This is a genomic window from Cohnella algarum (assembly GCF_016937515.1).
In the GTDB taxonomy this organism is placed as follows: Bacteria; Bacillota; Bacilli; order Paenibacillales; family Paenibacillaceae; genus Cohnella; species Cohnella algarum.
Window position 1 is genome coordinate 3192078 of the sequence record NZ_JAFHKM010000002.1, and the last position, 23480, is coordinate 3215557.

The window sequence follows — 23480 nt, forward strand, 5'->3', positions numbered from 1 at the left end:
CTCGACGCCGTTATTTTTTCCTCCCGTACTGCTTGGCGTAGGAGATGATTTTGCGATACAATCGTTTGTCCTTCATGTCCTTCAACGGATAAAATTGCGGCCGCGTGTTCACTTCCAAAATCCAGGCCCGGCCTTCGCGATCCAGCGCGACGTCCAGCCCGAGCTCCCGGAACCCCGTCAGATGCCCGTCGAACAGGCGGCCGACGGATTCGCCAAGCCGTTTCAGTTCGTTTTCTTTATGCTCGATGCTCGCCTGGCCGTACCCCGCGCCCGACAGGGTAGGCTGGAAAAAGCCGATTTTTCCGCCTTGGTTGTAGTTCGTCGCGACCTTGCCTTTACGGCCGATTTTCGTGAACAACGCCGTGCTCTTCCAATCGCCGCCGTTCGTTTTCTGCACCATGACGCGAATATCGAACGGCCTGCCCTCCGTTACGGCAAGCTTGATTCCCTTTTGCAGCAAATAAGAGCTGCCGCCCGTCCGTTTTTTCAAATGTTCGTACAGGGCGTCGAAGGTGGGAAACCGGTTTTTTTTCGCATTGTGCTGAATCTGGTAGCCGTTTTCCTTCTTCGTGATGCGAACGATGTTGAAGCCGCCCGTTCCGCCGGTAGGCTTGAAATAGACAGTGGAATACTGAGCAAGCATGCCGCTAAGGGCGCTTCGGCTGAAGAGCTGCGTATGGGGGACGTATTTGCGCAGGCTTTCGCTTCTGAGCAGCCATTTCGTTTTCGTCCATTTGCTCTTAATGGATGTGCTTTTGTATTTCAAGCCGTCCATCTCTCCTCTCTCGCCCTAGCGTATGAGCGGATACGGAGAACCGGCCGTGCTCCTGTCTAGCGCCCAAGCCTAAATCGCGGCCGGGCGGAATCTGCGTTTGGAAAGGAAGCAGGAACATTCGGGAAAATTCCATCCCGATCGAAAAAAGCGCTATAATGAAGGCAGCGATTCGAAAAGATCAGAGGAGGGGCGGTCGGATGGACGACCGAAAAAAGCCGAGCCAGTCCGAAGCGATGAAGCGTCTGCTTGAGAAGAAAAAGGCGGCGCAGCAGAAAGCACGGGGCGAACAAGCCGGCTACCGCACGGAAACGAAAAAAATGAAGACGCAAATCCACAAAGTGCAAAACAATCAAAAGCGGCGCACGGGCGTTTAAGCGAACTGCAGAAAGGATGAAGCTCCATAGACGAGCTTCATTTTTTTTTTTGCATTCAAAATGTACGTCTGGCGATGGGGAGCAGTGTGCTCGTTGTGTAAATATAGTTAACATTAATTGTAACAATTTTATTGTCAGACGTGAAAAGTTCAAGTATGATCATGGGTAATCTCGCACGGGGGGAAGTATTTCGTGAACAACTGGTACAAGAAACAGCTGCTTTCCTACTTTCCTATTTTTTTACTTACGATCACCGTGATCGTACTGCTCGGTCTGGTCGTCATTTCCGATATTTCGCGGAAAGAAACGGAGAAGGCGAACCGAATGTCTGCCGACTACGTTGCGGATACGATGGTCCGGTCGCTTGACGATATCGAGAACGCCGTTCTCAAAGAGCTGAACAAAAACGAAAGCATCGCAACGTTTGCCGAAGCGCCCGGACTCGCCGGACACGATGAAAGCCTCCTCCTCTACAATGCAGCTGCCTCGCTTCGTTCCCTGATTGAAGGGAATCCGGTCATCCATTCGATTTATTTGTACCGCGCGAAGGACGGCCTGATTATATGGCCCAACGGCAAAACGACCCTCGATTCGTTCGGCGACACGGCTTTCCTCCGAAAGGTACTCGAAGACGAACGGCATACGACGGACCGTTGGTCGGAAACGCGCTGGCTCCAGGACAGGTTCGTCTCTTCTCCCGCCCGGGTCATCTCCCTCGTCAAGCAGCTTCCCGTTCCTTTCGGCGACAAGGGCGTAGCCGTCATTAACGCGGACGTAAGGGAGCTGCGAAGCTACATCGGCGATATTGCCGATACGAAGATCAGCTACCTGGATGTCGTGGACACGGCGGGGCAACTCGTCATGTCGACGGACGAGGAAGGGGAAAACGGCCGGAAAGGCGGTGGAGTCAAGCAGCTTGCGGAAATCGAAGTGCCCGATACCGCATGGACGATCCGCAGCGGCATCAAGCAAGGGCAGTTCTTCGGATGGTTTTCACTGATTTCCTACATATGGGTGGCGATCGGTTGTGCCGTCATCGGGCTCAGCCTCGGATACGTAATTTACATTTCGAAACGGAACTACCGCCCGATCCAGATGATGATGAACAAGCTGGAATCGATACAACTGAACTCCTTGCCGGACGATCGCAAGGTGGACGACCTTTCCTTTATCGGACAGGCCCTGGAGGATCTGATCGACCAATCCCGGCATTACGAGGAAGGAAGACGGGAGCATCTGATTACGAAGCGCAGGCAGTTTTTCATGGATTTGGTCGAAGGTACGGGAGTCGTTGCGGAAACGGATTGGGAGGAAACGATTCCTTTGCCGTATAGGGACGACGAATGCCCTGCCGACAAAGGCGTCATCGTGGCGGAGCTCGGTCATGAAGCCTTCCTGGGGGAAGGAAAGCCGCAGGATCAGGCTATGCTGCGCCTCGCCGTGCAAAGCATCGTGCACGACTTTTTGGACAATTCGTCCATGCGCGCCTGGTGCGAGTGGATAAGCGGGGGCAGGCTGGGCGTCATTTGCCGGATGGAGGAGGGGAAAAGCGCGAAGGAAACGCTTCTCCCTAAGGTGGCGGCCTGCCGGCAGTGGGTCGAAGAGAACTTCGGAATCCGTTTCGTGTTTGCGCAAGGGGTTCCGGTCGCATCGTGGGAAGATCTTCCCGTTTCATACGCTTCCGCTACCGCGGCGCTTGGCTACAAGCTGACCGGCGGCGAGACATTGATCGTTGCGGAAGAACGGGTCGGCGGTTCGGCAGAAGATGCACATTCCTACTGGGTCCGGATCGCGGAAATGGCAAAGGCGTTCCGCCTTGTACACGACGGGTGGAGGGATCAGCTAGCCGGACTGTTTAACGATTTTCGGACTTACCGGTTAAACGATATGCAAATCCATATGATTTTGGCCGCGCTGGAAAAGCTGCTTAAAAAAGAAACCGGGAACGAGGTTCTGGCGTCCGAGACGATGCGGCAAGCCTGGATCCGGCTCGACGTCGAAGCGATGGTGACCGAAAGCTCTTCGCTGGACAGTCTGGAAGCGAACCTGACCGAAGCGTTGAACGAAGCGTACCGGGCTTACGTCAAGGTGTTCGAAACCAACAGTTTTCAGGCCGTCGCGGTGGGGATGCGCACTTACATCGAGGAGCATTTTGACGACCCGGATCTTTCTCTGAAGCACCTAAGCGACCGGTTCGGCATGAACGGAAAAAACGTCAGTCAACTGTTCAAAGACGCGTTCGGCGAAAATTTCGTGGACGTCCTGCTCCGGCTGCGTATTGAAAAGGCAAAACGGCTGTTGACGGAAACGGATTTAGGGCAACAGGACATCGCTCAGCAAGTCGGATATTCCAATGCGATTACGTTCGGCCGCATGTTTAAAAGAGTCGTCGGCGTTACGCCCGGGGATTACCGGAAGAAACATGTCTGAACGATCCGGAACGGAAGCGGCCGCCCGCTCAAGCGGGCTCGGCCGCTTCTTTCCTAGGGATTTCTATTACATAAACCTTACATTGCAAATTCTGAAAAACAGTTTATTCGCGATTTTCAGTGTCATAAATCATGACGCAAAAAACGGGGCTAAGGTTTATTGGCGGAAAACAAGTTTATTGTCTGCGGCGAGAACGGGATGACATACTGGACTCGTTCCCGGCAGGCGCCGGAACGCAAAAAATCGGATAGGGGCTGAAGAGAAATGGAGAGAAGGTACCAAAGACGCGGGTACGGCAAGATCAGGTCGGCGCTGTTGGCGACGGCAATCGGGCTCACGGCGATCCTCGCGGCATGCTCGAATTCATCGGACAGCGGCTCGGCAAGCGGCAATGCTTCTTCCCAAGAGAAAGTCGCCTTAAAGGTCGAGGTGTTCGACCGCGGAAACGCGCCTTCCGGACTTAGCGTCACGGACAATTACTTGACCCGGTACGTTCAGGAGAATTTCGGGGACCCGAACAATATCGAAGTGCAATATGTGCCGGTTGCGAGATCCGAAGAAGTCCAGAAGCTGAACGTTCTGATGGCCAGCACCAACGACGTGCCCGACATCGTGTTTACGTACGATTCCGGCACGTTTCAAAGATATGCGTCCCAAGGCGGCTTGATGGACCTGACGGAGACGCTTGACGAGCACGGTCCCAACCTGAAAGCGTTCCTGGGCGAGGATACGTTGAAATACGGCCAGATCGACGGGCAACAATTGGCTATCCCGGGCCGCCGTCTCGTTCTTGGCAAATACTCGTCGTACATTCGACAGGATTGGCTCGATCAACTCGGTCTTTCCGTCCCGCAGACGACGGATGAGCTGTATGCGGTTTTAAAGGCGTTCAAGGAGCAGGACCCGGGCAACACCGGCGGCAAGGTCATTCCGCTCGGGATGTCGGTCGCTCCGGCCCAGTTCGAATCGCTCATCTGGTCCTTTATCGAGCCGTTGACCGAGGAACAGAAATACACGCTGACGCAAAAGCTGGGCTCCAGCGACTATCCCGTTCTGCTGCCGGGTTTCAAGGAAGCGCTGCGGTTTATGAACAAGCTGTACAACGAAGGCTTGATCAGTAAGGATTTCGCGCTCGACAAGGACAAAAAACAGCTGTGGCAGGACGTCCAGAACGGACTTGTCGGCGCCTTTTCCGAGGATGCGGGAGAACTGTACTTCGACTACAACGGCACGTACAAAAACCTGCAAACGAACGTGCCCGGAGCCGTCATGACGCCAATCGATCCGTTTTCGAATTCCGAGGGCAAGCATCCGAAGCCGGGATATGCGCCTAACGCCATGTATATCATGATTCCGAAATCCAGCGAACGCGCGGTCGAGGCGATCAAATATTTGGATTGGATGGCTTCCGGCGACAATTTGTTTTTCATGCAAAATGGCGTGGAGGGAGAGAACTATACGCTCGAAGACGGGATTCCGGTGCTGAACGCGGATGCCGCGCAAGAAATCAAGGATCGCCTGTTCAACTACGGGGATATGGCGATCATCGTAAACGGCAAGTATATCGGCGAAACCGAGCAAAACAACGAAGCCTACATTCGCCAAACGCCCAAGGAATATCACGAAGACATGCGAAAATCCGTCGACATTTCGAATACGGACAAGCTCGACCAAATCGTGCTGTCCCGTCCGATCGAGGCCGAATCGAAGTACGGAAGCGTATTGACGGACAAATACAATGAAATGATCGTCAACACGACAATGATCGGCACGGATAAATTCGACGCTACGTTTGACAGCCTGATGAAGGAATATATGGCGAGCGGCGGTCAAGCGATTTTGGACGAACGGACCGGAGTTTACAAAGAAATGAACCCGTAAACGGATCGGCCGCGTTTAGGGCGGGGCCTTTCGGTTCCGCCCGTTATCAACAGGCTAAGGAGGACCCCGATGAGAGCGTCCGTGTATGCAAGCAGGTACTGGCAGCTGTATGCGCTGCTGGCGCTGCCGCTCGTTTATTTTATCGTGTTCAAGTACGGTCCGATGTACGGCATCCAGATCGCGTTCAAAGACTTCAATCTCTTTCAGGGAATTACGGGAAGCGAATGGATCGGTCTCGAAGCTTTTCGGGAAGTGTTTCGCAACCAAGAGTTTTACCAGACGCTGCGCAATACGCTGATGCTGAACTTTTTGGATCTTCTCGTTTCGTTTCCGGCTCCGCTTGTTTTGGCGATCATGCTGTACGAGTTGAAATCCTCCTGGTTCCGCAAGCTTTCCCAGACGATTTTGTACGTTCCGCACTTTATTTCCTGGGTGATTATCGGCGGCATCGTCTACCAGGTATTCGGCACGCAATCCGGCATGATCAACAACGTTCTCGCCGGCCTTGGGTTCGAGGCGGTTCCTTTTCTGACGGAAAAAAACAAGTGGCTGATTACGTATTTGTTGACGGGCGTCTGGCAGAGCGCGGGCTGGGGGACGATCCTGTATTTGGCCGCTCTTACGGGCATTAACCGCGAGCTGTTCGAGGCCGCGGAGGTGGACGGCGCCGGGCGGTTTAAGCGCATTTGGCACATTACGCTGCCGGGACTTAAAACGACGATCGCAACGCTCCTTATTATCAACCTCGGCCACATCATTACGATCGGTTTCGAACGGCCGTACGTCATCGGCAATCTGGCGGTGCGGGATTACTCCGACGTTCTGAGCACGTTCGTTTATCGGGTCGGTCTCGAATCGGGCCAGTACACGCTGGCGACCGTCGTCGGCCTGTTTCAGGCGGTCGTCGGCCTCGTATTCGTATTGGGCGCCAACTTCTTGTCTAAAAAATTGACGGACGAAAGCGTTCTATGACTTCGTTTAAATTTATCCGCGTTTAACGCGTGTAATTCGGAAGGAAGTGCAATCATGAGCGAACGAACGGCAAACCGGATTTTCGACACCTCCAACGTCGTTCTCATCGCCGCGGCCGTGTTGCTGTGCGCGGCACCGTTTCTGCATATTATCGCGATTTCCCTCAGCTCCTCCCGCGCCATCATGTCGGGCGAGGTTACGCTGTATCCCATAGAGCTGACGTTCGAGGCCTACAAACGAGTGTTCACGGACCCGTCGATGCTGCAATCGTTGGGATTTACCGTCATGCTGACGGTCGTCACGACGGCGCTCTGCATGATCGCGACGGTGGCGGCCGCTTATCCATTATCGAAGTCGAAGCTTAAAGGGCGCAAGTTTTTGATGGTTGTTGTCATGATCACGATGTTTTTCAGCGGAGGCATGATTCCCGAATACATTCTGATCCGGAATCTGGAATTGCTGAATACGATGTGGGCGCTGGTGCTGCCGGGACTGATCAGCCCTTTCTATCTGATCATTATGATCTCGTTTTTAAAGGGAATCCCGGAAAGTCTGGAGGAAGCGGCCGAAATTGACGGCAGCTCGCATTTTAACGCGTTATTCCGGATTGTGCTGCCCTTGTCGATGCCCGTCATCGCAACGCTCAGCCTGTTCTACGCCGTGGGCCGCTGGAACGGGTTCCAGGATACGCTGATGTATATTACGAAGCCGGAGCTGTATCCGCTTCAGTTAAAGCTGTATCAGATTATTAATATCAGCCAGTCCAGCGAGCTGCTTCGGATGGAGGGGGCGGGCATGTATCAGGTTCTGCCGGAAGGACTGAAGGCGGCGAGCGTCATTTTCGCGACGGTTCCGATTTTGCTCGTTTATCCTTGGCTGCAGCGGTATTTCGTGAACGGAGTCATGATCGGGGCCGTGAAAGGATAATGGGCAATCCGCTTGCCGCGTCAACTGCGCGAAGATTTCCTTATTTGCTGTTGAAGCTGCGGTTCTTTTACTTGGCGACCGGTCTTGCCGGCGGACTTTTGAACCCCTATATCGGAACGATTTTCAAGGAAAGCGGGCTCGGCGATTCCGCCGTCGGCCTTATCATGGCCTGCTCGTCCGTCCTGATCGTTGCGGCGCAATTGTTCTGGGGGCGGCTGGCGGACCGCTACCGGTTGACGAAGCCTATTCTGCTGTTGAGTCTGGCGGTGCCGGCCGCTCTTTCTCTGCTGTATCAGGCTCCGTCCATTCCCGTCATGATCGCCGCCTACATGACGGTCGTGACGTTTACGGCGCCGCAGGCTCCGATCAGCGACGCTTATGCGGTGCCGGCGGCTCGAGCGGCCGGTTCGTCCTACGGTACGATCCGCTGCTTTCAAAGTATCGGAAACGCGCTGGGCGGCTACGGGGCGGGCCTGTTCGTTTCGACTTATGCCCCAAGCAGCCTGGTTGTGCCGTTTTTTCTGTTAAGCTGCGTCGGGATCGCGGCGGTTTGCGTTTTGCCGAAGCAGGGGGCCGTCAGTGTCGCCAATCGTTCGTTGTCGGGCGGCATTTCGTTTCTGCTGAAGAACAGGGAAGCGGCGCTGTTCTTAAGCGCCTGCTTCCTGATCAACCAGACGTTGACGGCGTTCAACACCTATTTCGTGATCGTCTTCCAGCATGCCGGCGGGAGCAGCGAATGGGCCGGGACGGCGCTGATGATCGCGGCGATTTCGAACGTGCCGTCGATGTTTTTGGCTTCGGCCGTCATCGGGCGGCTCGGGTTGGAGAAAACGATGATGATCGGGGCGATGGCTTATATCGCCCGATGGGCGATCCAATATTTGCTGCCCGTTCCCTCGGTCATGGTGGGGGTTCAAGTGCTTCAGGGACTTTCCTTCGGGTTGTTTTACGTCGCCGCTGTGGAATATGTGGCGCGGCTGGTGCCCGCCGGCATGCAGGCGACGGGACAAAGCGCGTTCAGCATGGTTTTCGTCGGCATGGCGGGCATGGCGGGCAACCTGCTCAACGGCTTTCTGCTGGAAGCGGGCGGTCCGTCGCTGATGAACGCGGCGTGTACGATCAGCGCGGCATGCGGGGCGGCGCTTCTGGCCGTCATTGTCAAAGGCACCGGATCGAAGCGGAGCTCCCGTGCCTCGGAATCCGGCGAAATGCAAAGGGATGGCTAGAGAGGAGACGTACGAAAAATGAAGGCAACGATAACCCCATGGTCGCCAATGCCGCCGGAACGGGAATTTCTGGTTAGGCAAGCGATGCGGGTGATGGACCGGAACTACGACGAACAGGCGTCGCTGGTGCGAGAGACGGAGGGGGGAGAGCTGTCGACCCGAAGCAGCGCCCATTACGCGCTGGGGCTGCTTATTCGCGGCGAACCCGGAGATCGGGAAAAAGCCAGCGCCATCCTGCAACGGGTGCTGGATATGCAACTCGACGCGCCGGATGAAATCTATCACGGCACGTTCCGGGTATCGCCCGAAGCGCCGGTTCCCCCGGCCGGTCATATGGCCTGGGGGACGTTTCCGCCGGGCATCGCCTATTCCATTCATACGACGATGGAAGCGGTATTCCGGCGCTTCGCCGCGAATATCGGCCGGGCGCTGCCGGGCCTGCTGACAGGCGAAGCGGAGCCTGCCGTTCGCGACGGCTTCCGCCATGCAGTAAACGAAGTGCTTCCGCCCGTTTGGGAGAGCTACGACCCGAATTGGCGCGAATTCATCGCATGTACATTCGCATTGCTGCTGGACCGGTTCGAGGCGGAGCTCCCGCCCGGTTTGGTCGCCCGGATCGACGGGGCGATGGGCAAAGCCGTCGGCGCTTCCCTTGCTCGCCGCCTGTCCCAATCGATCCCGATGAATACGAACATCGAGCTGATGCACGCGTTTATCGTCCATTATTACGGGCACCGCTATCGTGACGAGGCCTGGATCGAACACGCGGAACGGGAAGCGGAACGGCTGCTCGCGGCATACCGCGAATTCGATTCGTTCCCCGAGTTCAATTCCACGACATACTACGGCGTGGACCTGACGGTCCTCGGGATGTGGAGGGAGCATGCGCGAACGGAATCGTTCCGAAGCGCCGGCAAAAAGCTGGAGAGCGGCCTGTGGCGAAACCTCGCGGATTTTTACCACCCCGGTCTTGAAAACGTGGCGGGCCCGTTCTCCCGGGCCTACGATATGGAAATGAAGGAGCACAGCTCTCTCGGCGTCTTCCTTTATCTGGCGCTGGGCGAGTCGTGCCGGCATTTGGCCGTTGTCAACTGCGAGACAAGCCACGACCCGCTTATCGCGCTAGTCGGTGTCGACGTTCCCGAAGACGTCCTGCCGCGGCTGCGGGAATTCGGCGGAGAACGCCATATTCGGAAGTCGTTTCGGGAACTGTGCGAGCGGGACAAGCCCGGCGCCAATACCCATCTTTGCCGTGCCGAAGCCTGGATCGGCCGCGATTTGATGATCGGGGCGATGTCGGGCAGCCGGAATACGAGCGGCCAGCTGCATCCGGCCACGATTCACTGGCGGACGGAGAGCGGGGAACGCTATTCCTTGCGGCTGCTCCGGAGGGCGAAGGGTGAGCAATGGAGCCGGCACCTGCGGGGCGTCACGTTCGAAGCGAAGGCGGCGGAACGGCGGCTCGAAGCCGAAATTTGCGTCCGGTCGGACGAGGAGATAGAGGTGTTCTTCGAGGTGTCGGGCCCCTGTCTGGAGCCGGCGCAAATATCGGAAGACCGCTGGTCGTTTCCGGGACTGTCCTGCATCGTATCGGCCGAAGCCCCGCAGCCGGCCGTCCGCATGAACGGCGGCCGGCTGGAGATCGTTTATCCCTGCCGTTCGGGCCCGGACGCATGGAGCCGTTTGCGCTTCGAGCTTCAACTGGAGACCGCGCGCCTATAACCGGAATAGACGCCGCCCGCCGCCAATCGGATGGGCGGCGTTTTTGTTTCACGGCACAGAAAGGGCAAGCAATGAATTGAATGATAGGGAACGGAGGCATATAATGTGGATATTCCTAAAATGAACCGCGAGGAGGGACCGGCATGCTGCCCATTCAGCCAACGGAAATTCAGCAAAGACTCGACCGCTTGAAAAACAAGGAGCTTTACCTTCACCTTGAAATGACGTCGGGCGCCTATGCCGCCCATTTCGATAGCACCCGGCATCCGGCCGCTACCTTCATCACGAATGCCGCCGTTCGGTATTTCCACGGATCGATTTCCGGCAACGGGCCTTATCGGGTCGGGTTGAAGACGGAGTCGGGCTGGGTCTATTCCGAAGGGCTGACCCACTATGAAGAAACCGAGGCGGAGCGACTGATTTTGGCCGGGCACGACAGTCAAGGCAAGCTGGTCGTCGCTTTGCATTTGAGCCCGCAGCCCTTCTAAAGGAGAGGAGACGAGAACGCGATGAAACAAAACATACTTGTGGTACTGCCGCATCCGGACGACGAAGCCTTCGGACTGTCGGGAACGCTCGCGAGGCATGTGCGGGACGGGGATCATGTCACGTATGCCTGCCTGACGTTGGGCGAGATGGGCCGGAACATGGGCTTTCCCCCGTTCGCCAATCGGCTGACGCTGCCGGACATTCGGAAGGCGGAGCTGGAAGCTTCGTGCCGGGCGATCGGCATTCAGGATTTGAGGCTGCTCGGCTTTCACGATAAAACGATCGAATTCGAGGAACGGGAGCTGCTCGACGGCAGCATCGAAGGTTTGCTGAACGAGCTGCAGCCTTCGGTCGTCTATACGTTTTATCCGGGCTACAGCGTCCATCCCGACCATGACGCCTGCGGCGCCGCGGTCGTCCGCACCGTCGCAAAGCTGACGGAAGAGAAGCGGCCGGCCGTTCTCTGCATGGCCTTTTCCAAAAACCACGAGGAAGCGATCGGCAAACCCGACGTCCGCCACGACGTCAAAGACTTCGTGAAGCAAAAAATCGCCTCCGTCCGTGCGCACGCCTCGCAATTCCAGGTTCCCGAGCTGTCGGGAAGCGACGACAACGAAATCGAATTGCAAGAGCGGTTCGGGACGGAGCGTTTCTGGACGTACCGGTTCGGCTGACGCTTCGCTTCTTTCCCATCGCCGGCTTGCCGGCGATTTTTTTCGGACTTTTCAGGAGGATAATGCCGAGTACGACAACGGAATACAAGCTAAGGCATATTCCCGAAGGCAGATTGCTGCCTTTTTTTGGTGGGGGCACCGGTTGAGCCTTTCGCGGTTGCCTCTTTTTTTGTTGTTAAGCGTTTGTTAAGCGCGATAAGTTAAAATTTTCGACATGTTTGGGTCTATGGATGTACCCCCTGTCCAAAAGGAATAGGTTCTTCTGCCTAGTTCCGTATCCAAGCGAATTCGCAGTTAACTACACATCGAAGGCGAGGCAGAGACTGGAATGATCGTATTTGGAAAAAAAGGGATGAAAACCATTGCCGCATTATTGGCTCTTGTGTTGGCCATCGGGATCTGGCCGCCGCTTCAGGGTGGCCGGGCATACGCCGATAGCAGCGCGGTGATCGTTACTTTGGCGGGAAGCGGCATAGGCCCGGACAGAGCGGCGGTGGATATCGGTCAAACGCCGATCGGAGTAGCCGTATTCGGTTCGTACGTTTATGTTGCGGACCGGACCAATCATGTCATCCGGCGAATCGACAAATCGACCGGAATCGAATCGGTGGTGGCCGGCATCGGATTCGCGGGCGTTACCGGCGACGGCGGGCCTGCCGCGTCTGCACGTTTGCAGAGCCCGTCTTCGCTTGCGGTCGACGCCGACGGCAATCTGTATGTCGCAGGCATGAACGACTACCGCGTTCGGAAGATCGCGACCGACGGCACGATCACGACCGTGGCCGGAATCGGTCAATACGGTTATTCGGGCGACGACGGTCCGGCAACGGAGGCCAGAATATCCCCTCAGGGAATTGCGATCGACGCCGAGGGCAATCTTTACATCGCGGATAGCGGCAACCATCGGGTGCGAAAAGTGGATGCCGTCACCGGTACGATCACGACCGTGGCGGGTACCGGAACGTCCGGCTTTTCGGGAGACAACGGACCGGCTACGACGGCCAGGTTGAATTCGCCGAACGGGGTGGCGTTCGATGACGCCGGCAATCTCTATATCGCCGATATGAACAATAAAGTGGTTCGGAAAGTCACTCCGTCGGGAACGATTACGACAATTGCAGGTGTCGCCGGAACTTATGGGGACTCCGGGGATAACGGACCGGCGACATCGGCGAAATTATCCAGTCCCGGCAAGCTGGTTTACAGCTCGGGCTATCTGTATATTTCGGACTATAACGCCAACAGGGTGCGCAAGGTGAATTTATCTACCGGCATTATTTCTACGGCAGCGGGAACGGGAGCTTACGGCTATTCGGGAGACAACGGACCCGCCGCGTCGGCTCAACTGAATTACCCGCAAGGAATTGCGATAGACGGCAGCAACAATCTTTATATCGCGGATGGGAACAACAACCGGGTCCGGATGGTGAGCGATTCGGGGTTAATTTCGACAATCGCAGGGAACGGCAGTGCGAGATTTGCCGCCGACGGTCCGGCCTCGCAGGCCGAATTGTACACGCCTTCGGCCATCGCATTCGATGGCGCCGGCAATCTTTATATTGCCGAAACCCAGAACAACCGGGTTCTCAAAGTCGATCCTTTCGGAAATATCGTAACGTTCGCGGGGACGGGAACGGCCGGCTTTGATGGCGACGGGGGTTCGGCGGCTTCGGCGCAATTGAATTTTCCGTCGGACGTGACTGTCGACGGGGATGGAAATGTCTATATTGCGGATACCCAAAACCGGCGAATTCGCAAAGTGGACACTCTCGGAACCATTACAACCGTTGCGGGGAACGGGACCTTCGGATTTTCGGGGGACGAGGGAGCGGCCCTGGATGCCCAGCTATCCAGTCCGACCGGAATCGCCTTGGATGGAAACGATCTTTATATCGCGGATAACGGGAACCAGAGGGTCCGCAAGGTGAACGGCCAAGGAATCATTACGACCGTGGCGGGGGACGGTGGATACAACTCCATTTACACCGACGGGGCCGAGGCGACATCCGTGTCCGTCATGCCGAACAAAATCGCCGTTGACGACGGGAACCTTTATATCGTCGAAACGTTTTACGGACGTATACACAAAGTGGACGCCGACGGAAAAATAAGCAAATTTGCGGGGACCGGCGGCTCCGGCTATGCGGGGGACGGCGCATCGGCCAAGCAGGCACTCCTGAATTATCCGTACGGAATGGCTGTCGATTCCGACGGCAATGTCTACATCGCGGACGGAAACAACCACCGAATTCGGGTGGTCGATGCCGAGGGCATCATTCAGACGGTGGCGGGGACCGGAACAGCGGGTTATTCCGGGGACAACGGTCCTCCGGCAGCAGCCCAACTGAGTTATCCGCAGGCGCTGGCGTTCGATCGCAACGGAAATCTTGCGATTGCGGATTACGGTAACTTCCTTATTCGACAAATCCGTTTGCCCCAGGCCGCTCTCGAGTTGTCAGGCATCGTCTGGGGGCCCGGAAGCGGGCTGGGCACGACGCAGGCGACGGCTGTGCCGACGATTCCGGTCGGAAATACATTAAAATACGTTGTCGGCGGCCCCGGCGATAAGACGCGCCCGATGGCCGGAGAGGATGCCGCTGCGCTTGGCTATCAGGATGAATTGATGGTAAACGACGATATTGCCGTCAGCGAGGGACAGCATATTTATGTCGTCGAGACGGATGCGGACGGGAACATCCAGGCATGGACGGACGTGACCGTAGAAGCCGAGAATATCGCTTCGGATGTGGACGCTCCCGCCTATGAGCCCGGTTATCCGAGGCTGGGGACGGTGACGGATACGTCTGCAACCGTAAAGGTAAAAACGGACGAGGCTGGCGTTGTGTATTATGTCGCAGTTCCGAAAGGCTCGCAGGCTCCGAGCGCCGAGCAAGTCAGAGCGGGAAGCGACGCGGAAGGCAATACCGTCGACTCGAACCGGAAAGGAACCGCCCCGATGGCAGCGGGAGAGGAAGTCGCGGTCAAGATCGCCGGTCTGTTAGCCGGTACCGACTACGACGTTATGTGACGGCCGAAGACGCGGTCGCAACGCCGAATCTTCAATCGCCTCCGGTAAAGCTGGAGCTGACGACGAGGTCCGCCGTCCATTGGATCGGAAGCGGCACCGAAACCGATCCGTATCAAATTTCGACGGCCGAAGAGCTCGCGGGCATCGGTTCCGCGAACGCGGACAAGCATTTTATTCTGATGAACGATATCGACCTATCGGGTTATTTGGCGGTCGGCGGTCCCGGTTACAACGACGGGGCGTACTGGTTGCCGCTCGGTTCCGTCGCTTCTTTCAACGGCAACGGACATACGATATCCAACCTGAAAATCGTTTCGGACGAGGAGCATGTCGGACTGTTCGGCCGGTTTTTCGGTACGATCTATCATTTGACTCTTGCCGACGCAGATATAACGGCAACAAACGTCAACAGCGGGAATAACAACGCAGGGGGCCTTGTCGGCTGGCTTCAACGCGGAACGATTATGGACAGCGGCGTCTCGGGAACGCTGAGGGCCAGCCAGCCGAACGCAAGGTTGGGGGGCCTTGTCGGGTATACGAACGGAGACGTGCTTCGCAGCAGCGCATCCGCCGAACTTAGCGGCCCGAGCATGAAAGGCGGCCTCGCCGGATATAACGCCGGATTCATCGGCGACAGCTTCGCTTCGGGGACGATTCTCGGCAATAACGGAGGAGGGCTTGCCTATATCAGCTATTCGGACCAACCCTCGACCGTCGCCATTTCGAACAGTTATTCGACCGTAAGCATGAGCGGCAGCAACGTCGGCGGGCTTGTCGCCTTCGCGTCAAATTCGTTGGCGTCCGACTCGTACTGGGACACGGAAGCAAGCGGCATTTCGGTCAGCGGCGGCGGAGGCACCGGCTTATCCACCCAAGATATGCTTGACCCTGGCACCTACTCGTTCTGGAGTTCCGATATTTGGGAGCTTATCGCGGGTTCGTATCCTGCCTTCAAGGCAAAAGGGCGCGTACAAGAGGTTGTTCTGGAAAATGCGGAGCTCGTAGCCGGAGCCGGCGCGGGGACGGAAGTCGGAACGCTTTCGGTATCGGCAGGAGATCCGGCTGCCCCGATCGTTTATAGTCTCGTCGGCGGGATCGGCGGAGAGGATAACGCAAAGTTCGAGATCGACGGCGCGACGCTGAAGACGAAAACGGCGATCGGCGAGGAAGCGTCCGTATATTCCATTCGCGTCATGGCGCTGGACGCCAATCACTACGCGTACTTCAAAAATCTGATGATTTCCGCTACGCCGGCTCCGGCGCCGGAGCTGACGGGCTTCGGGTGGGACCCGGGCAGCGAGGCGGGTACGACGCAAGCGATCGCACTGCCGACGGCAGGCGCCGGCCATACGCTGAAGTACGTCGTCGGCGCGGCGGGAGCGTACGAGCGTCCGGCCGTCGGCGCGGATGCAGCCGCTATCGGCTACGTCGCCGACTTGAGCTTGAACGCCGACATTCCGGTAACGAGCGGTCAACATATATTCGTGGTCGAGGTGGATGCAGACGGAAACATTGTCGGCTGGGCGGATATCGCCGTTGCGGATGACCGCATTGCGCAGCCTCCGCAGCCGGCGCCGGAGCTGACGGGCTTTGGATGGAGCCCGGGCAGCGAGGCGGGTACGACGCAAGCGATCGCACTGCCGACGGCAGGCGCCGGCCATACGCTGAAGTATGTCGTCGGCGCGGCGGGAACCTATGCGCAGCCGGCCGTCGGCGCGGATGCCGCCGCTCTCGGCTACGTCGCCGACTTGAGCTTGAACGCCGACATTCCGATAACGAGCGGTCAACATATATTCGTGGTCGAGGCGGATGCGGACGGAAACATTGTCGGCTGGGCGGATATCGCCGTTGCGGATGACCGCATTGCGCAGCCGGACCCGGGAACTGACCCGGGCACCGATCCGGGAACGGATCCGGGAACGGATCCGGGAACTGACCCGGGCACTGACCCGGGCACCGATCCGGGAACGGATCCGGGAACGGATCCGGGCACCGATCCGGGAACGGATCCAGGCACCGATCCGGGAACGGATCCGGGCACCGACCCGGGAACGGATCCGGGCACCGACCCGGGAACGGATCCGGGCACCGACCCGGGAACGGATCCGGGCACCGACCCGGGAACGGATCCGGGAACGGATCCGGGAACGGATCCGGGAACGGATCCGGGCACTGACCCGGGCACCGATCCGGGCACCGACCCGGGCACTGACCCGGGCACCGATCCGGGCACTGACCCGGGCACCGACCCGGGCACTGACCCGGGCACCGACCCGGGAACGGATCCGGGAACTGACCCGGGCACCGACCCGCAACCGGTGCCCGAGCTGACCGGCTTCGGATGGAGACCGGGCAGCATGGCGGGCACGACGCAAGCGGCGGTTTTGCCGGCGGCAGCTTCGGATCATGCGCTGAAATATATCGTCGGCGAAGCAGGGGCGCATTCGCGGCCGACATTCGGAGCGGATGCAGCCGCTCTCGGCAATGCAGCCGACTTGGTCTTGAACGCCGACATTCCGGTAGCGAGCGGTCAGCACATTTACGTGGTCGAAGTAAGCAGCGACGGCAAAATCATCGGCTGGGCGGATATTGCCGTGGCCGACAGCGACATTGGACAATCGAATCCGATTCCCGTCCCGGTTCCGCAACCTTCGGCCGGAAACACCGGCGGCTCCGGAGCCGAGGAGCCGCCGGACAACAACGGAATCGTCATCTTCGTTAACGGCACGGAGAAGATCGATGCGGCAACGGCAAAAATGACGACGGAAGAAAACAAGAAGATAACCGTTGTCACGCTGGACGAACAGAAGCTGAACGAGCAGCTTGACAAAGAAGGCGAAGGTTATGTCGTCCAAATTCCGGTAAGCAACGGATCCGACTCGGTTGTCGGAGAGCTGAACGCCCGGTTGGTCAAGAACATGGAAGCCCGGAACGCCGTGCTTGAAATCAAAACGGAAACCGCGGGATACTTGTTGCCGGCCAGCCAAGTAAACGTCGACGATCTCGTCTCCCGAATCGGGTCCGATCCGGCGCTGGAAGAGATTCGGATTCGCATCGAGATCTCGAATGTGCCGAGCGATCAAGCCGTTTTCATAACGGATGGAGAAAACGCGCAAATCGTTGCGCCGGTCGTCGATTTTAAAATTACGGCCGTTTACGGCGGCAATGAATACGACGTCCATCAATTTAACGGCTATGTCGAGAGAATGATCGCGATTCCGGGCGATGTCGATCCGGATCGAATAACGACCGGGGTCGTATTCCGGGCTGACGGAACTTTCGCCCATGTACCGACGCGGGTCGTGCAGATCGACGGCAAGTATTTTGCGGTCATCAATAGCCTGACCAATAGCATGTATACGGTGATCTGGAACCCGCTCGAATTCGCGGACGTTTCCGGCCATTGGGCCCGGGACGCGGCAAACGATTTGGGATCGCGCCTTGTCGTCGAGGGTTCCGAAGACGGCGGTTTCCATCCCGGAAACGATATTACGCGCGCCGAATTCGCGGCGATACTCGTTCGCGCTCTTGGATTGAGCGATGCCGTTGAACGTGTTCCCTTTACGGACGTGGGAGATTCCCGGTGGTACGCTTCTGCCGTTCAAACGGCTTACGCTTACGGCTTGATCGACGGCTTCGAGGATGGCACTTTCCGTCCGACGGACAAAATAACGAGGGAGCAGGCGACGGCGATCTTGGCTAAAGCGATGAAGCTCGCCGGCTTGCAAACGCCGGATCCGTCCGCGGCGCCGGGAATTTCGTTGCAGGCGTTCGCCGACGCCGCGGCAGTGGCGGACTGGGCGCAGGAAGGCATGGCGATGAGCGTCGCATCCGGGATTGTAACCGGTCAGAGCGGCATGCGGTTGGCGCCAAAAGCCAATATGACCCGAGCGGAAGTCGCCGTCATGATTCAACGTTTGCTTAAACAGGCCGATTTGATTTAAAAATAAGATAATCAGAGCATCAATTAACGTACACTCGAAGGCAGCCCTCTGCCTTCTTTTTTTTGTTGCGAACAAAGGCTCGGAGCTAACGTTCCCCTGCGAAAATTGTCAACCGATCGGCGAATGTAACGTTTAATCCCGACATCGGTTTCGAGCCTTCCCCCGCGAGGACGGCGTTCTTGCGAGAACAAGAAAGCGCAAACATTATTTTCCCCGACGTCTTGACGCTTAAAGCTCCGGCATGTTATTCTTCGGTTAAAGGTTTAATCAATCGTTGTAGATACTGATTAAACGTTTAATGTATTGCAATGGAGAGCCTGATGAAACAAGAAATCAATCTGATCGACGTAGCCAAGGAAGCGAACGTTTCCATTGCGACCGTGTCCAACGTAGTGAACGGCAAGGGACGCGTCTCGGCCCAGACCGTCAAGCGGGTGCGGCAAATTATCGACCGGCTCGGCTACACGCCCAATCTGCTCGCCCGCAATCTGAAAACGAACCAGTCCCGCCTGATCGGCCTCGTCATTCCGACCGTAAAGCCGGGGCGGCTGCAGGACAATCCGTTTTACTGGGATTTGCTCGCCGGCATCGAAGAAGGGGCGCGGGACCGCGATTTTCATATCATCCTCGCGGGCATCGACGAAGCGGGCGAATCGTTTTCGTTCGTCAAGGAGCGCAAGCTCGACGGCCTCATCGTCATCGGCGTCGGCGAGTCGTCGGAGGCGATCGGCAAATTGCTCGAAACCGGCGTTCCTTGCGTGTTCGTGGACGGCTATCTGCGCGATCCGAAGCGGTTCCAGGTCATTCTGGACGACCGGCTCGGCGGGCTGCTGGCGACGCAGCATCTGCTGGAGCTCGGGCATACGCGCATCGCGGTGCTGATCGGCGACGTCGTCCTGGAGCAGATCCACCGGTACGGCGTGCTGCAGGAACGGTGGCTCGGCTACCGGATGGCGCTTGAGGAGGCCGGCCTTCCGTACGATCCCGAGCTGATGATCCGGTTCCCCACGTCGTTGGAGGGCGGGTACCGGACGGCGGAGTGGCTCGCCGGCGCGAAGGACGTCACGGCGATTTTTTCGTTTTCCGACATCAGCGCGATGGGACTGCTCAAAGGGCTGCGGGAGCTCGGCCGCAGCGTGCCGGAGGACCTGTCCGTCATCGGCTTCGACGATTTGTTTATGTCGGGGTATACGTCGCCTTCGCTGACGACGATTTCGCAAAATATCGCGCAAAAAGGGCTGGCGGCGATCCGGCTGCTGACCGATCAAATCGAGGGCGAGCCCGTCCTGTCCCGAAAGGTGGTGTTGCCGGTCGAACTGAAAGTCCGCGAAACGACGGGAAAACCGCCGCAGCCTTCCTGAGGCGGCAAGCCCGGCCAAGCACGACCCATTTTACGCTGACGAAAAGAAACGGGGAGGAAAACAGAGTGTCGAACAAAAAGATCTTATCCATGATCCTGAGCGTGTCCCTTTTTGCGCTCGTGCTGTCCGCATGCGGCGGCGGCCCGAATCGCGACGGAAACGCGAGCCCTTCCGCCGGTTCGTCCGCTCCCGCGAGCGCCGCCGCAAGCGCTTCCGGCGAAGCGGAGGCCGACAAGCCGTCCGAGCTGACCGTATGGGCGGACGTCGACGAAGCGAAGCTCGCCACGCTCGAATCCATTACGAAGAAATATACGGAAGCGACGGGAATCGCGGTCAAGCTGACCCCGATCGCGATGAACGACCAGCCGCAGGCGCTGTCGCTCGACGGCCCGGCCGGAAAAGGCCCGGACCTGTTCTACCAGCCGGGCATCGGCGAGCTCGTCGTCAAAGGGCTCGTGCAGCCGATGAATGTAAGCGATGACATCCGCGCCGAATATACGCCGGAATCGCTCGAGGCGCTTAGCCAGGACGGCCAGCTGTACGGCTTGCCCGCCGTCGTCGAGTCGCTCGCCCTGCTTTACAACAAGGAGCTGACGCCGGAGCCGCCGAAGACGATCGCCGAGCTGGAGAAGCTGATGGCGGAGCGCACGGACAAATCCAAGGACGAGTACGGCTTCCTGTACAACGCGACGGACTTCTATTTCTCCTGGGCGTTCATGGGCGGCAGCGGCGGTTACATTTTTAAGGAAAACAACGGTTCCTTCGACATCAAGGACATCGGCTTCAACAAGGAAGGCTCGGTCAAGGGCTTGAAGCTGATCCAGAGCTGGTTCGAAAAAGGCTACTTGCCCAAAGGCGTCAACGGCGACATCGTCGGCGGCCTGTTCAACCAAGGCAAGGTGGCGGCCGTCATCAACGGTCCCTGGGCGATTACCGATCATAGAGATCAGCTTGGCGACAAGCTCGCGGTAGCGCCGCTTCCGCAGCTCGAAGACGGCGGCTATCCGACGACGTTCATCGGCGTGAAGGGCTGGATGCTGTCCGCCTTCTCCAAAAATCCGGAATGGGCGACCGATCTCGCCGCCTTCATCACGAACGCCGAAAACTCGCTCCAATGGTTCAAGGAAACCGGCGAAACGCCGCCGAACCTGAAAACGCTGAACGATCCCGCCCTCACCGACGATCCGCTCGTCTCGGGCTTCTCGGAGCAAATCCAGCACGGCATGCCGTTCCCGAACGTGCCCGAGCTGTCCCACGTATGGGAGCCGATGGCGAACGCGCTCAAGTTCGCTTCCGAAGGCCAGGACGTGCAGGCGATTCTCGACGAGGCGGTCAAGCAAATCGAGGAACGAATCGAAATGGCGGGCGCCGGAGCCTGATAAAGAGAATAAAAAACGGCCGCCCAAGCGGCGGCCCGACGCGAAAAACCGGCACGGAAAGGGGCTCATCCTTTCCGTGCTCCCTATGGAAAACAGGGAGGAACTATGAAAACCGAGACCGACGATAGGCGGGTCGCCGCGGCGAACCCTCATCAACCGATCCTTTCCGTCATTTTATCCGTCATCCCGGGGCTGGGTCAACTTTATAATCGAAGATACATCAAGGGAGCGCTGTTTCTCGTCTTTTTTTTCGGCGCGGTCGGCCTGCTTTACGAATTCATGGACATCGGCTTCTGGGGCCTGTTTACGCTCGGCACCCTGCCGATGGTCGACGACTCCAGGTCGCTGCTCGTGCAGGGCTTGATCTCGGTCATGCTGCTCGCGTTCATGATCGCGTTTTACATTTTCAACTTAATCGACGCTTACCGGGACGGCGAAAAGCTGAAGATGGGCTTCCGCATCCCGAGCATGAAACAGGCGTTCCAGGAGACGTGGGACCGGGGCTTTCCTTATTACATGGTGCTGCCCGCTTTGTTCATGCTGGTCTTCGTCGTCATTTTGCCGCTTTTATTCATGATTTGCCTCGCGTTTACGAACTACAACCTGTACAATCTTCCGCCGGCCAAGCTGCTGGACTGGGTGGGCCTCGACAATTTCGTCGCCTTGTTCAAGCAGGAGGTGTGGCGCCGGAGCCTGCTGAACGTGCTGTCCTGGACGATCGTCTGGACGTTCGCCGCCACGACGCTGCAAATCGCGGTCGCCATGTTCCTCGCCGTGCTCGTCAACGACCCGCGCGTCAAGTTCAAGCGGACGATCCGCACCGTGTTCATTTTGCCGTGGGCGGTGCCCTCGTTCGTGACGATTCTCATCTTCGCGGCGATGTTCAACGACGATTTCGGCGCGATCAACCGCGAGCTTCTGGCTCCTCTCGGCATGCATGTTCCGTGGATGTCCGATCCGTTCTGGGCAAAAATCACGTTGATTCTCATACAGGTGTGGCTCGGCTTTCCGTTCGTGTTCGCGCTGTTCAGCGGCGTGCTGCAAAGCATTTCCCGAGATTGGTACGAAGCGGCGGACGTCGACGGGGGCAGCCGGTGGAGCAAATTCCGGCACATCACCCTGCCGCACGTGCTTTACGCGACCGCGCCGCTGCTCATCATGCAGTATGCGGGCAATTTCAACAATTTCAACATCATTTATCTGTTTAACGAGGGCGGACCGCCGGTGCGCAACCAGTCGGCGGGGGGCACCGACATTCTTATTTCCTGGGTGTACAAACTGACCTTCGACAACAACAACTACAAGATGGCCGCCGCTATTTCGATCATCATGGGCCTCATCGTCGCCGTGTTCGCTTTCTTCCAGTTCACGCGCAGCCGGTCGTTTCGGGAGGAGAAATTGTACTGATGAAAAAATCGGCGAAAAACCGTCTCGAGCTGACGGGCATTTACCTTATCGTGCTGTTCGTGTTCGCCGTCATCGCCTATCCGCTGCTATGGACGCTCAGCATCTCGTTCAATCCCGGCACGAGCCTGTTCAGCTCCAGCATCATTCCGGACGTATGGTCGCTCAAGCACTATCAGTGGCTGTTTTCCGATCCGTCCAGCGATTATTTGCTCTGGTACAAAAACACGCTGCTCGTCGCTTCGGTCACCTCGGTCGCGTCCGTGATCATCGTGGCGTTCGTCGGCTTCGCTTTTTCCCGGTACGAGTTCGTAGGGCGCAAATACGGCATTTATTCGTTTCTGCTCTTGCAGATGTTCCCGGTGCTCATGGGCATGGTGGCGATTTACCTGCTGCTGAACGTTGTCGGCTTGCTCGACTCGCTGTGGGGGCTTGTCATCATCTACATCGGCGGCGGCCTGCCGATGAACGCGTTTCTCGTCAAGGGCTACCTCGACACGATTCCGCGCGATCTCGACGAGTCGGCGAAAATGGACGGGGCGGGCCACTTCCGGATCTTTTTCCAGATTCTCACGCCGCTGGCCAAACCGATTCTGGCCGTCGTCGCGCTGTTCAACTTCATGTCGCCGTTCATGGATTTCCTGCTGCCGCGCATCGTGCTGCGCGATCCGGAGAAGTTCACGCTCGCGCTCGGGCTGTACAACTTCATAAACGACCAGTTTTCCAACAACTTTACGCGGTTCGCCGCCGGCGCCATTCTGATCGCCGTGCCGATCGCGGTCGTATTCCTGTTCCTTCAGCGCTATCTCATCTCCGGTCTGGCGGAGGGCGCGACGAAGGGATAATCGGCAAAAAAAGAGAAAGAGAGCAATCCGGTTCCCGGAAAGTCCGCCT

Annotated in this window: 16 protein-coding genes; 15 read left to right on the forward strand and 1 reads right to left on the reverse strand. The window is 57.7% G+C overall.

The window, feature by feature from the left end; genetic code table 11:
• Positions 1 to 10 precede the first annotated feature (10 nt).
• Entirely contained in the window at positions 11 to 766 is a 756-nt protein-coding gene (locus JW799_RS14330; RefSeq protein ID WP_080835555.1) for a YheC/YheD family protein, read from the reverse strand.
• 206 nt (positions 767 to 972) lie between these two features.
• On the opposite strand from JW799_RS14330, the gene JW799_RS14335 reads away from it, so the two are divergent.
• From JW799_RS14335 to JW799_RS14405, 15 genes are all read left to right on the forward strand, one after another.
• Positions 973 to 1149 carry a hypothetical protein gene (locus JW799_RS14335; RefSeq protein ID WP_176220721.1) on the forward strand — a complete coding sequence of 59 codons (177 nt, stop codon included), beginning with the start codon at positions 973 to 975 and terminating at the stop codon, positions 1147 to 1149.
• A gap of 192 nt (positions 1150 to 1341) precedes the next feature.
• Positions 1342 to 3579, forward strand: a complete 2238-nt coding sequence (locus JW799_RS29655) for a cache domain-containing protein (RefSeq protein WP_080834882.1) — start codon at positions 1342 to 1344, stop codon at positions 3577 to 3579.
• 264 nt (positions 3580 to 3843) lie between these two features.
• Positions 3844 to 5460 (forward strand): extracellular solute-binding protein, encoded by a 1617-nt coding sequence (locus tag JW799_RS14345; protein ID WP_080834880.1) that lies wholly within the window; start codon positions 3844 to 3846, stop codon positions 5458 to 5460.
• 69 nt (positions 5461 to 5529) lie between these two features.
• Entirely contained in the window at positions 5530 to 6432 is a 903-nt protein-coding gene (locus JW799_RS14350; protein WP_080834878.1) for an ABC transporter permease, read from the forward strand.
• 54 nt (positions 6433 to 6486) lie between these two features.
• Complete coding sequence (locus JW799_RS14355; RefSeq protein ID WP_080834876.1) at positions 6487 to 7359, forward strand: carbohydrate ABC transporter permease; 873 nt, start codon at positions 6487 to 6489, stop codon at positions 7357 to 7359.
• Positions 7360 to 7403: 44 nt separating this feature from the next.
• Positions 7404 to 8585, forward strand: a complete 1182-nt coding sequence (locus JW799_RS14360) for an MFS transporter (protein ID WP_240353288.1) — start codon at positions 7404 to 7406, stop codon at positions 8583 to 8585.
• Between the two features lie 18 nt (positions 8586 to 8603).
• Positions 8604 to 10307 carry a hypothetical protein gene (locus JW799_RS14365; protein ID WP_240353289.1) on the forward strand — a complete coding sequence of 568 codons (1704 nt, stop codon included), beginning with the start codon at positions 8604 to 8606 and terminating at the stop codon, positions 10305 to 10307.
• A gap of 143 nt (positions 10308 to 10450) precedes the next feature.
• Entirely contained in the window at positions 10451 to 10795 is a 345-nt protein-coding gene (locus JW799_RS14370) for a YojF family protein (protein WP_080834870.1), read from the forward strand.
• A gap of 21 nt (positions 10796 to 10816) precedes the next feature.
• A complete protein-coding gene (gene bshB2 / locus JW799_RS14375) occupies positions 10817 to 11470 on the forward strand; it encodes a bacillithiol biosynthesis deacetylase BshB2 (RefSeq protein WP_080834868.1) in 654 nt (217 codons plus the stop codon).
• Between the two features lie 328 nt (positions 11471 to 11798).
• Positions 11799 to 14498, forward strand: coding sequence for an NHL domain-containing protein (locus tag JW799_RS14380; RefSeq protein WP_205430400.1), 2700 nt, complete (start codon positions 11799 to 11801; stop codon positions 14496 to 14498).
• Positions 14495 to 18442, forward strand: coding sequence for an S-layer homology domain-containing protein (locus JW799_RS14385; RefSeq protein WP_205430402.1), 3948 nt, complete (start codon positions 14495 to 14497; stop codon positions 18440 to 18442). The genes JW799_RS14380 and JW799_RS14385 overlap by 4 nt, the downstream gene beginning before the upstream one ends.
• Before the next feature lie 320 nt (positions 18443 to 18762).
• Positions 18763 to 19803, forward strand: a complete 1041-nt coding sequence (locus JW799_RS14390; protein ID WP_205430404.1) for a LacI family DNA-binding transcriptional regulator — start codon at positions 18763 to 18765, stop codon at positions 19801 to 19803.
• Positions 19804 to 19868: 65 nt separating this feature from the next.
• Positions 19869 to 21182 (forward strand): extracellular solute-binding protein, encoded by a 1314-nt coding sequence (locus JW799_RS14395; RefSeq protein ID WP_245809695.1) that lies wholly within the window; start codon positions 19869 to 19871, stop codon positions 21180 to 21182.
• A gap of 105 nt (positions 21183 to 21287) precedes the next feature.
• Positions 21288 to 22589: a sugar ABC transporter permease gene (locus tag JW799_RS14400; RefSeq protein WP_080834863.1), complete on the forward strand. Its 1302-nt coding sequence runs from the start codon at positions 21288 to 21290 to the stop codon at positions 22587 to 22589.
• A complete protein-coding gene (locus JW799_RS14405) occupies positions 22589 to 23431 on the forward strand; it encodes a sugar ABC transporter permease (RefSeq protein ID WP_080834862.1) in 843 nt (280 codons plus the stop codon). Before JW799_RS14400 ends, JW799_RS14405 begins: the two co-directional genes overlap by 1 nt.
• Positions 23432 to 23480 lie beyond the last annotated feature (49 nt).

Bases quoted from the DNA above. Each gene is read 5' to 3' on its own strand.
- JW799_RS14345 (WP_080834880.1), top strand. From the start codon at position 3,844: ATGGAGAGAAGGTACCAAAGACGCGGGTACGGCAAGATCAGGTCGGCG.
- bshB2 (WP_080834868.1), top strand. From the start codon at position 10,817: ATGAAACAAAACATACTTGTGGTACTGCCGCATCCGGACGACGAAGCC.
- JW799_RS14380 (WP_205430400.1), top strand. From the start codon at position 11,799: ATGATCGTATTTGGAAAAAAAGGGATGAAAACCATTGCCGCATTATTG.
- JW799_RS14370 (WP_080834870.1), top strand. From the start codon at position 10,451: ATGCTGCCCATTCAGCCAACGGAAATTCAGCAAAGACTCGACCGCTTG.
- JW799_RS14355 (WP_080834876.1), top strand. From the start codon at position 6,487: ATGAGCGAACGAACGGCAAACCGGATTTTCGACACCTCCAACGTCGTT.
- JW799_RS14390 (WP_205430404.1), top strand. From the start codon at position 18,763: ATGAAACAAGAAATCAATCTGATCGACGTAGCCAAGGAAGCGAACGTT.
- JW799_RS14365 (WP_240353289.1), top strand. From the start codon at position 8,604: ATGAAGGCAACGATAACCCCATGGTCGCCAATGCCGCCGGAACGGGAA.
- JW799_RS14335 (WP_176220721.1), top strand. From the start codon at position 973: ATGGACGACCGAAAAAAGCCGAGCCAGTCCGAAGCGATGAAGCGTCTG.
- JW799_RS14400 (WP_080834863.1), top strand. From the start codon at position 21,288: ATGAAAACCGAGACCGACGATAGGCGGGTCGCCGCGGCGAACCCTCAT.
- JW799_RS14405 (WP_080834862.1), top strand. From the start codon at position 22,589: ATGAAAAAATCGGCGAAAAACCGTCTCGAGCTGACGGGCATTTACCTT.
- JW799_RS14350 (WP_080834878.1), top strand. From the start codon at position 5,530: ATGAGAGCGTCCGTGTATGCAAGCAGGTACTGGCAGCTGTATGCGCTG.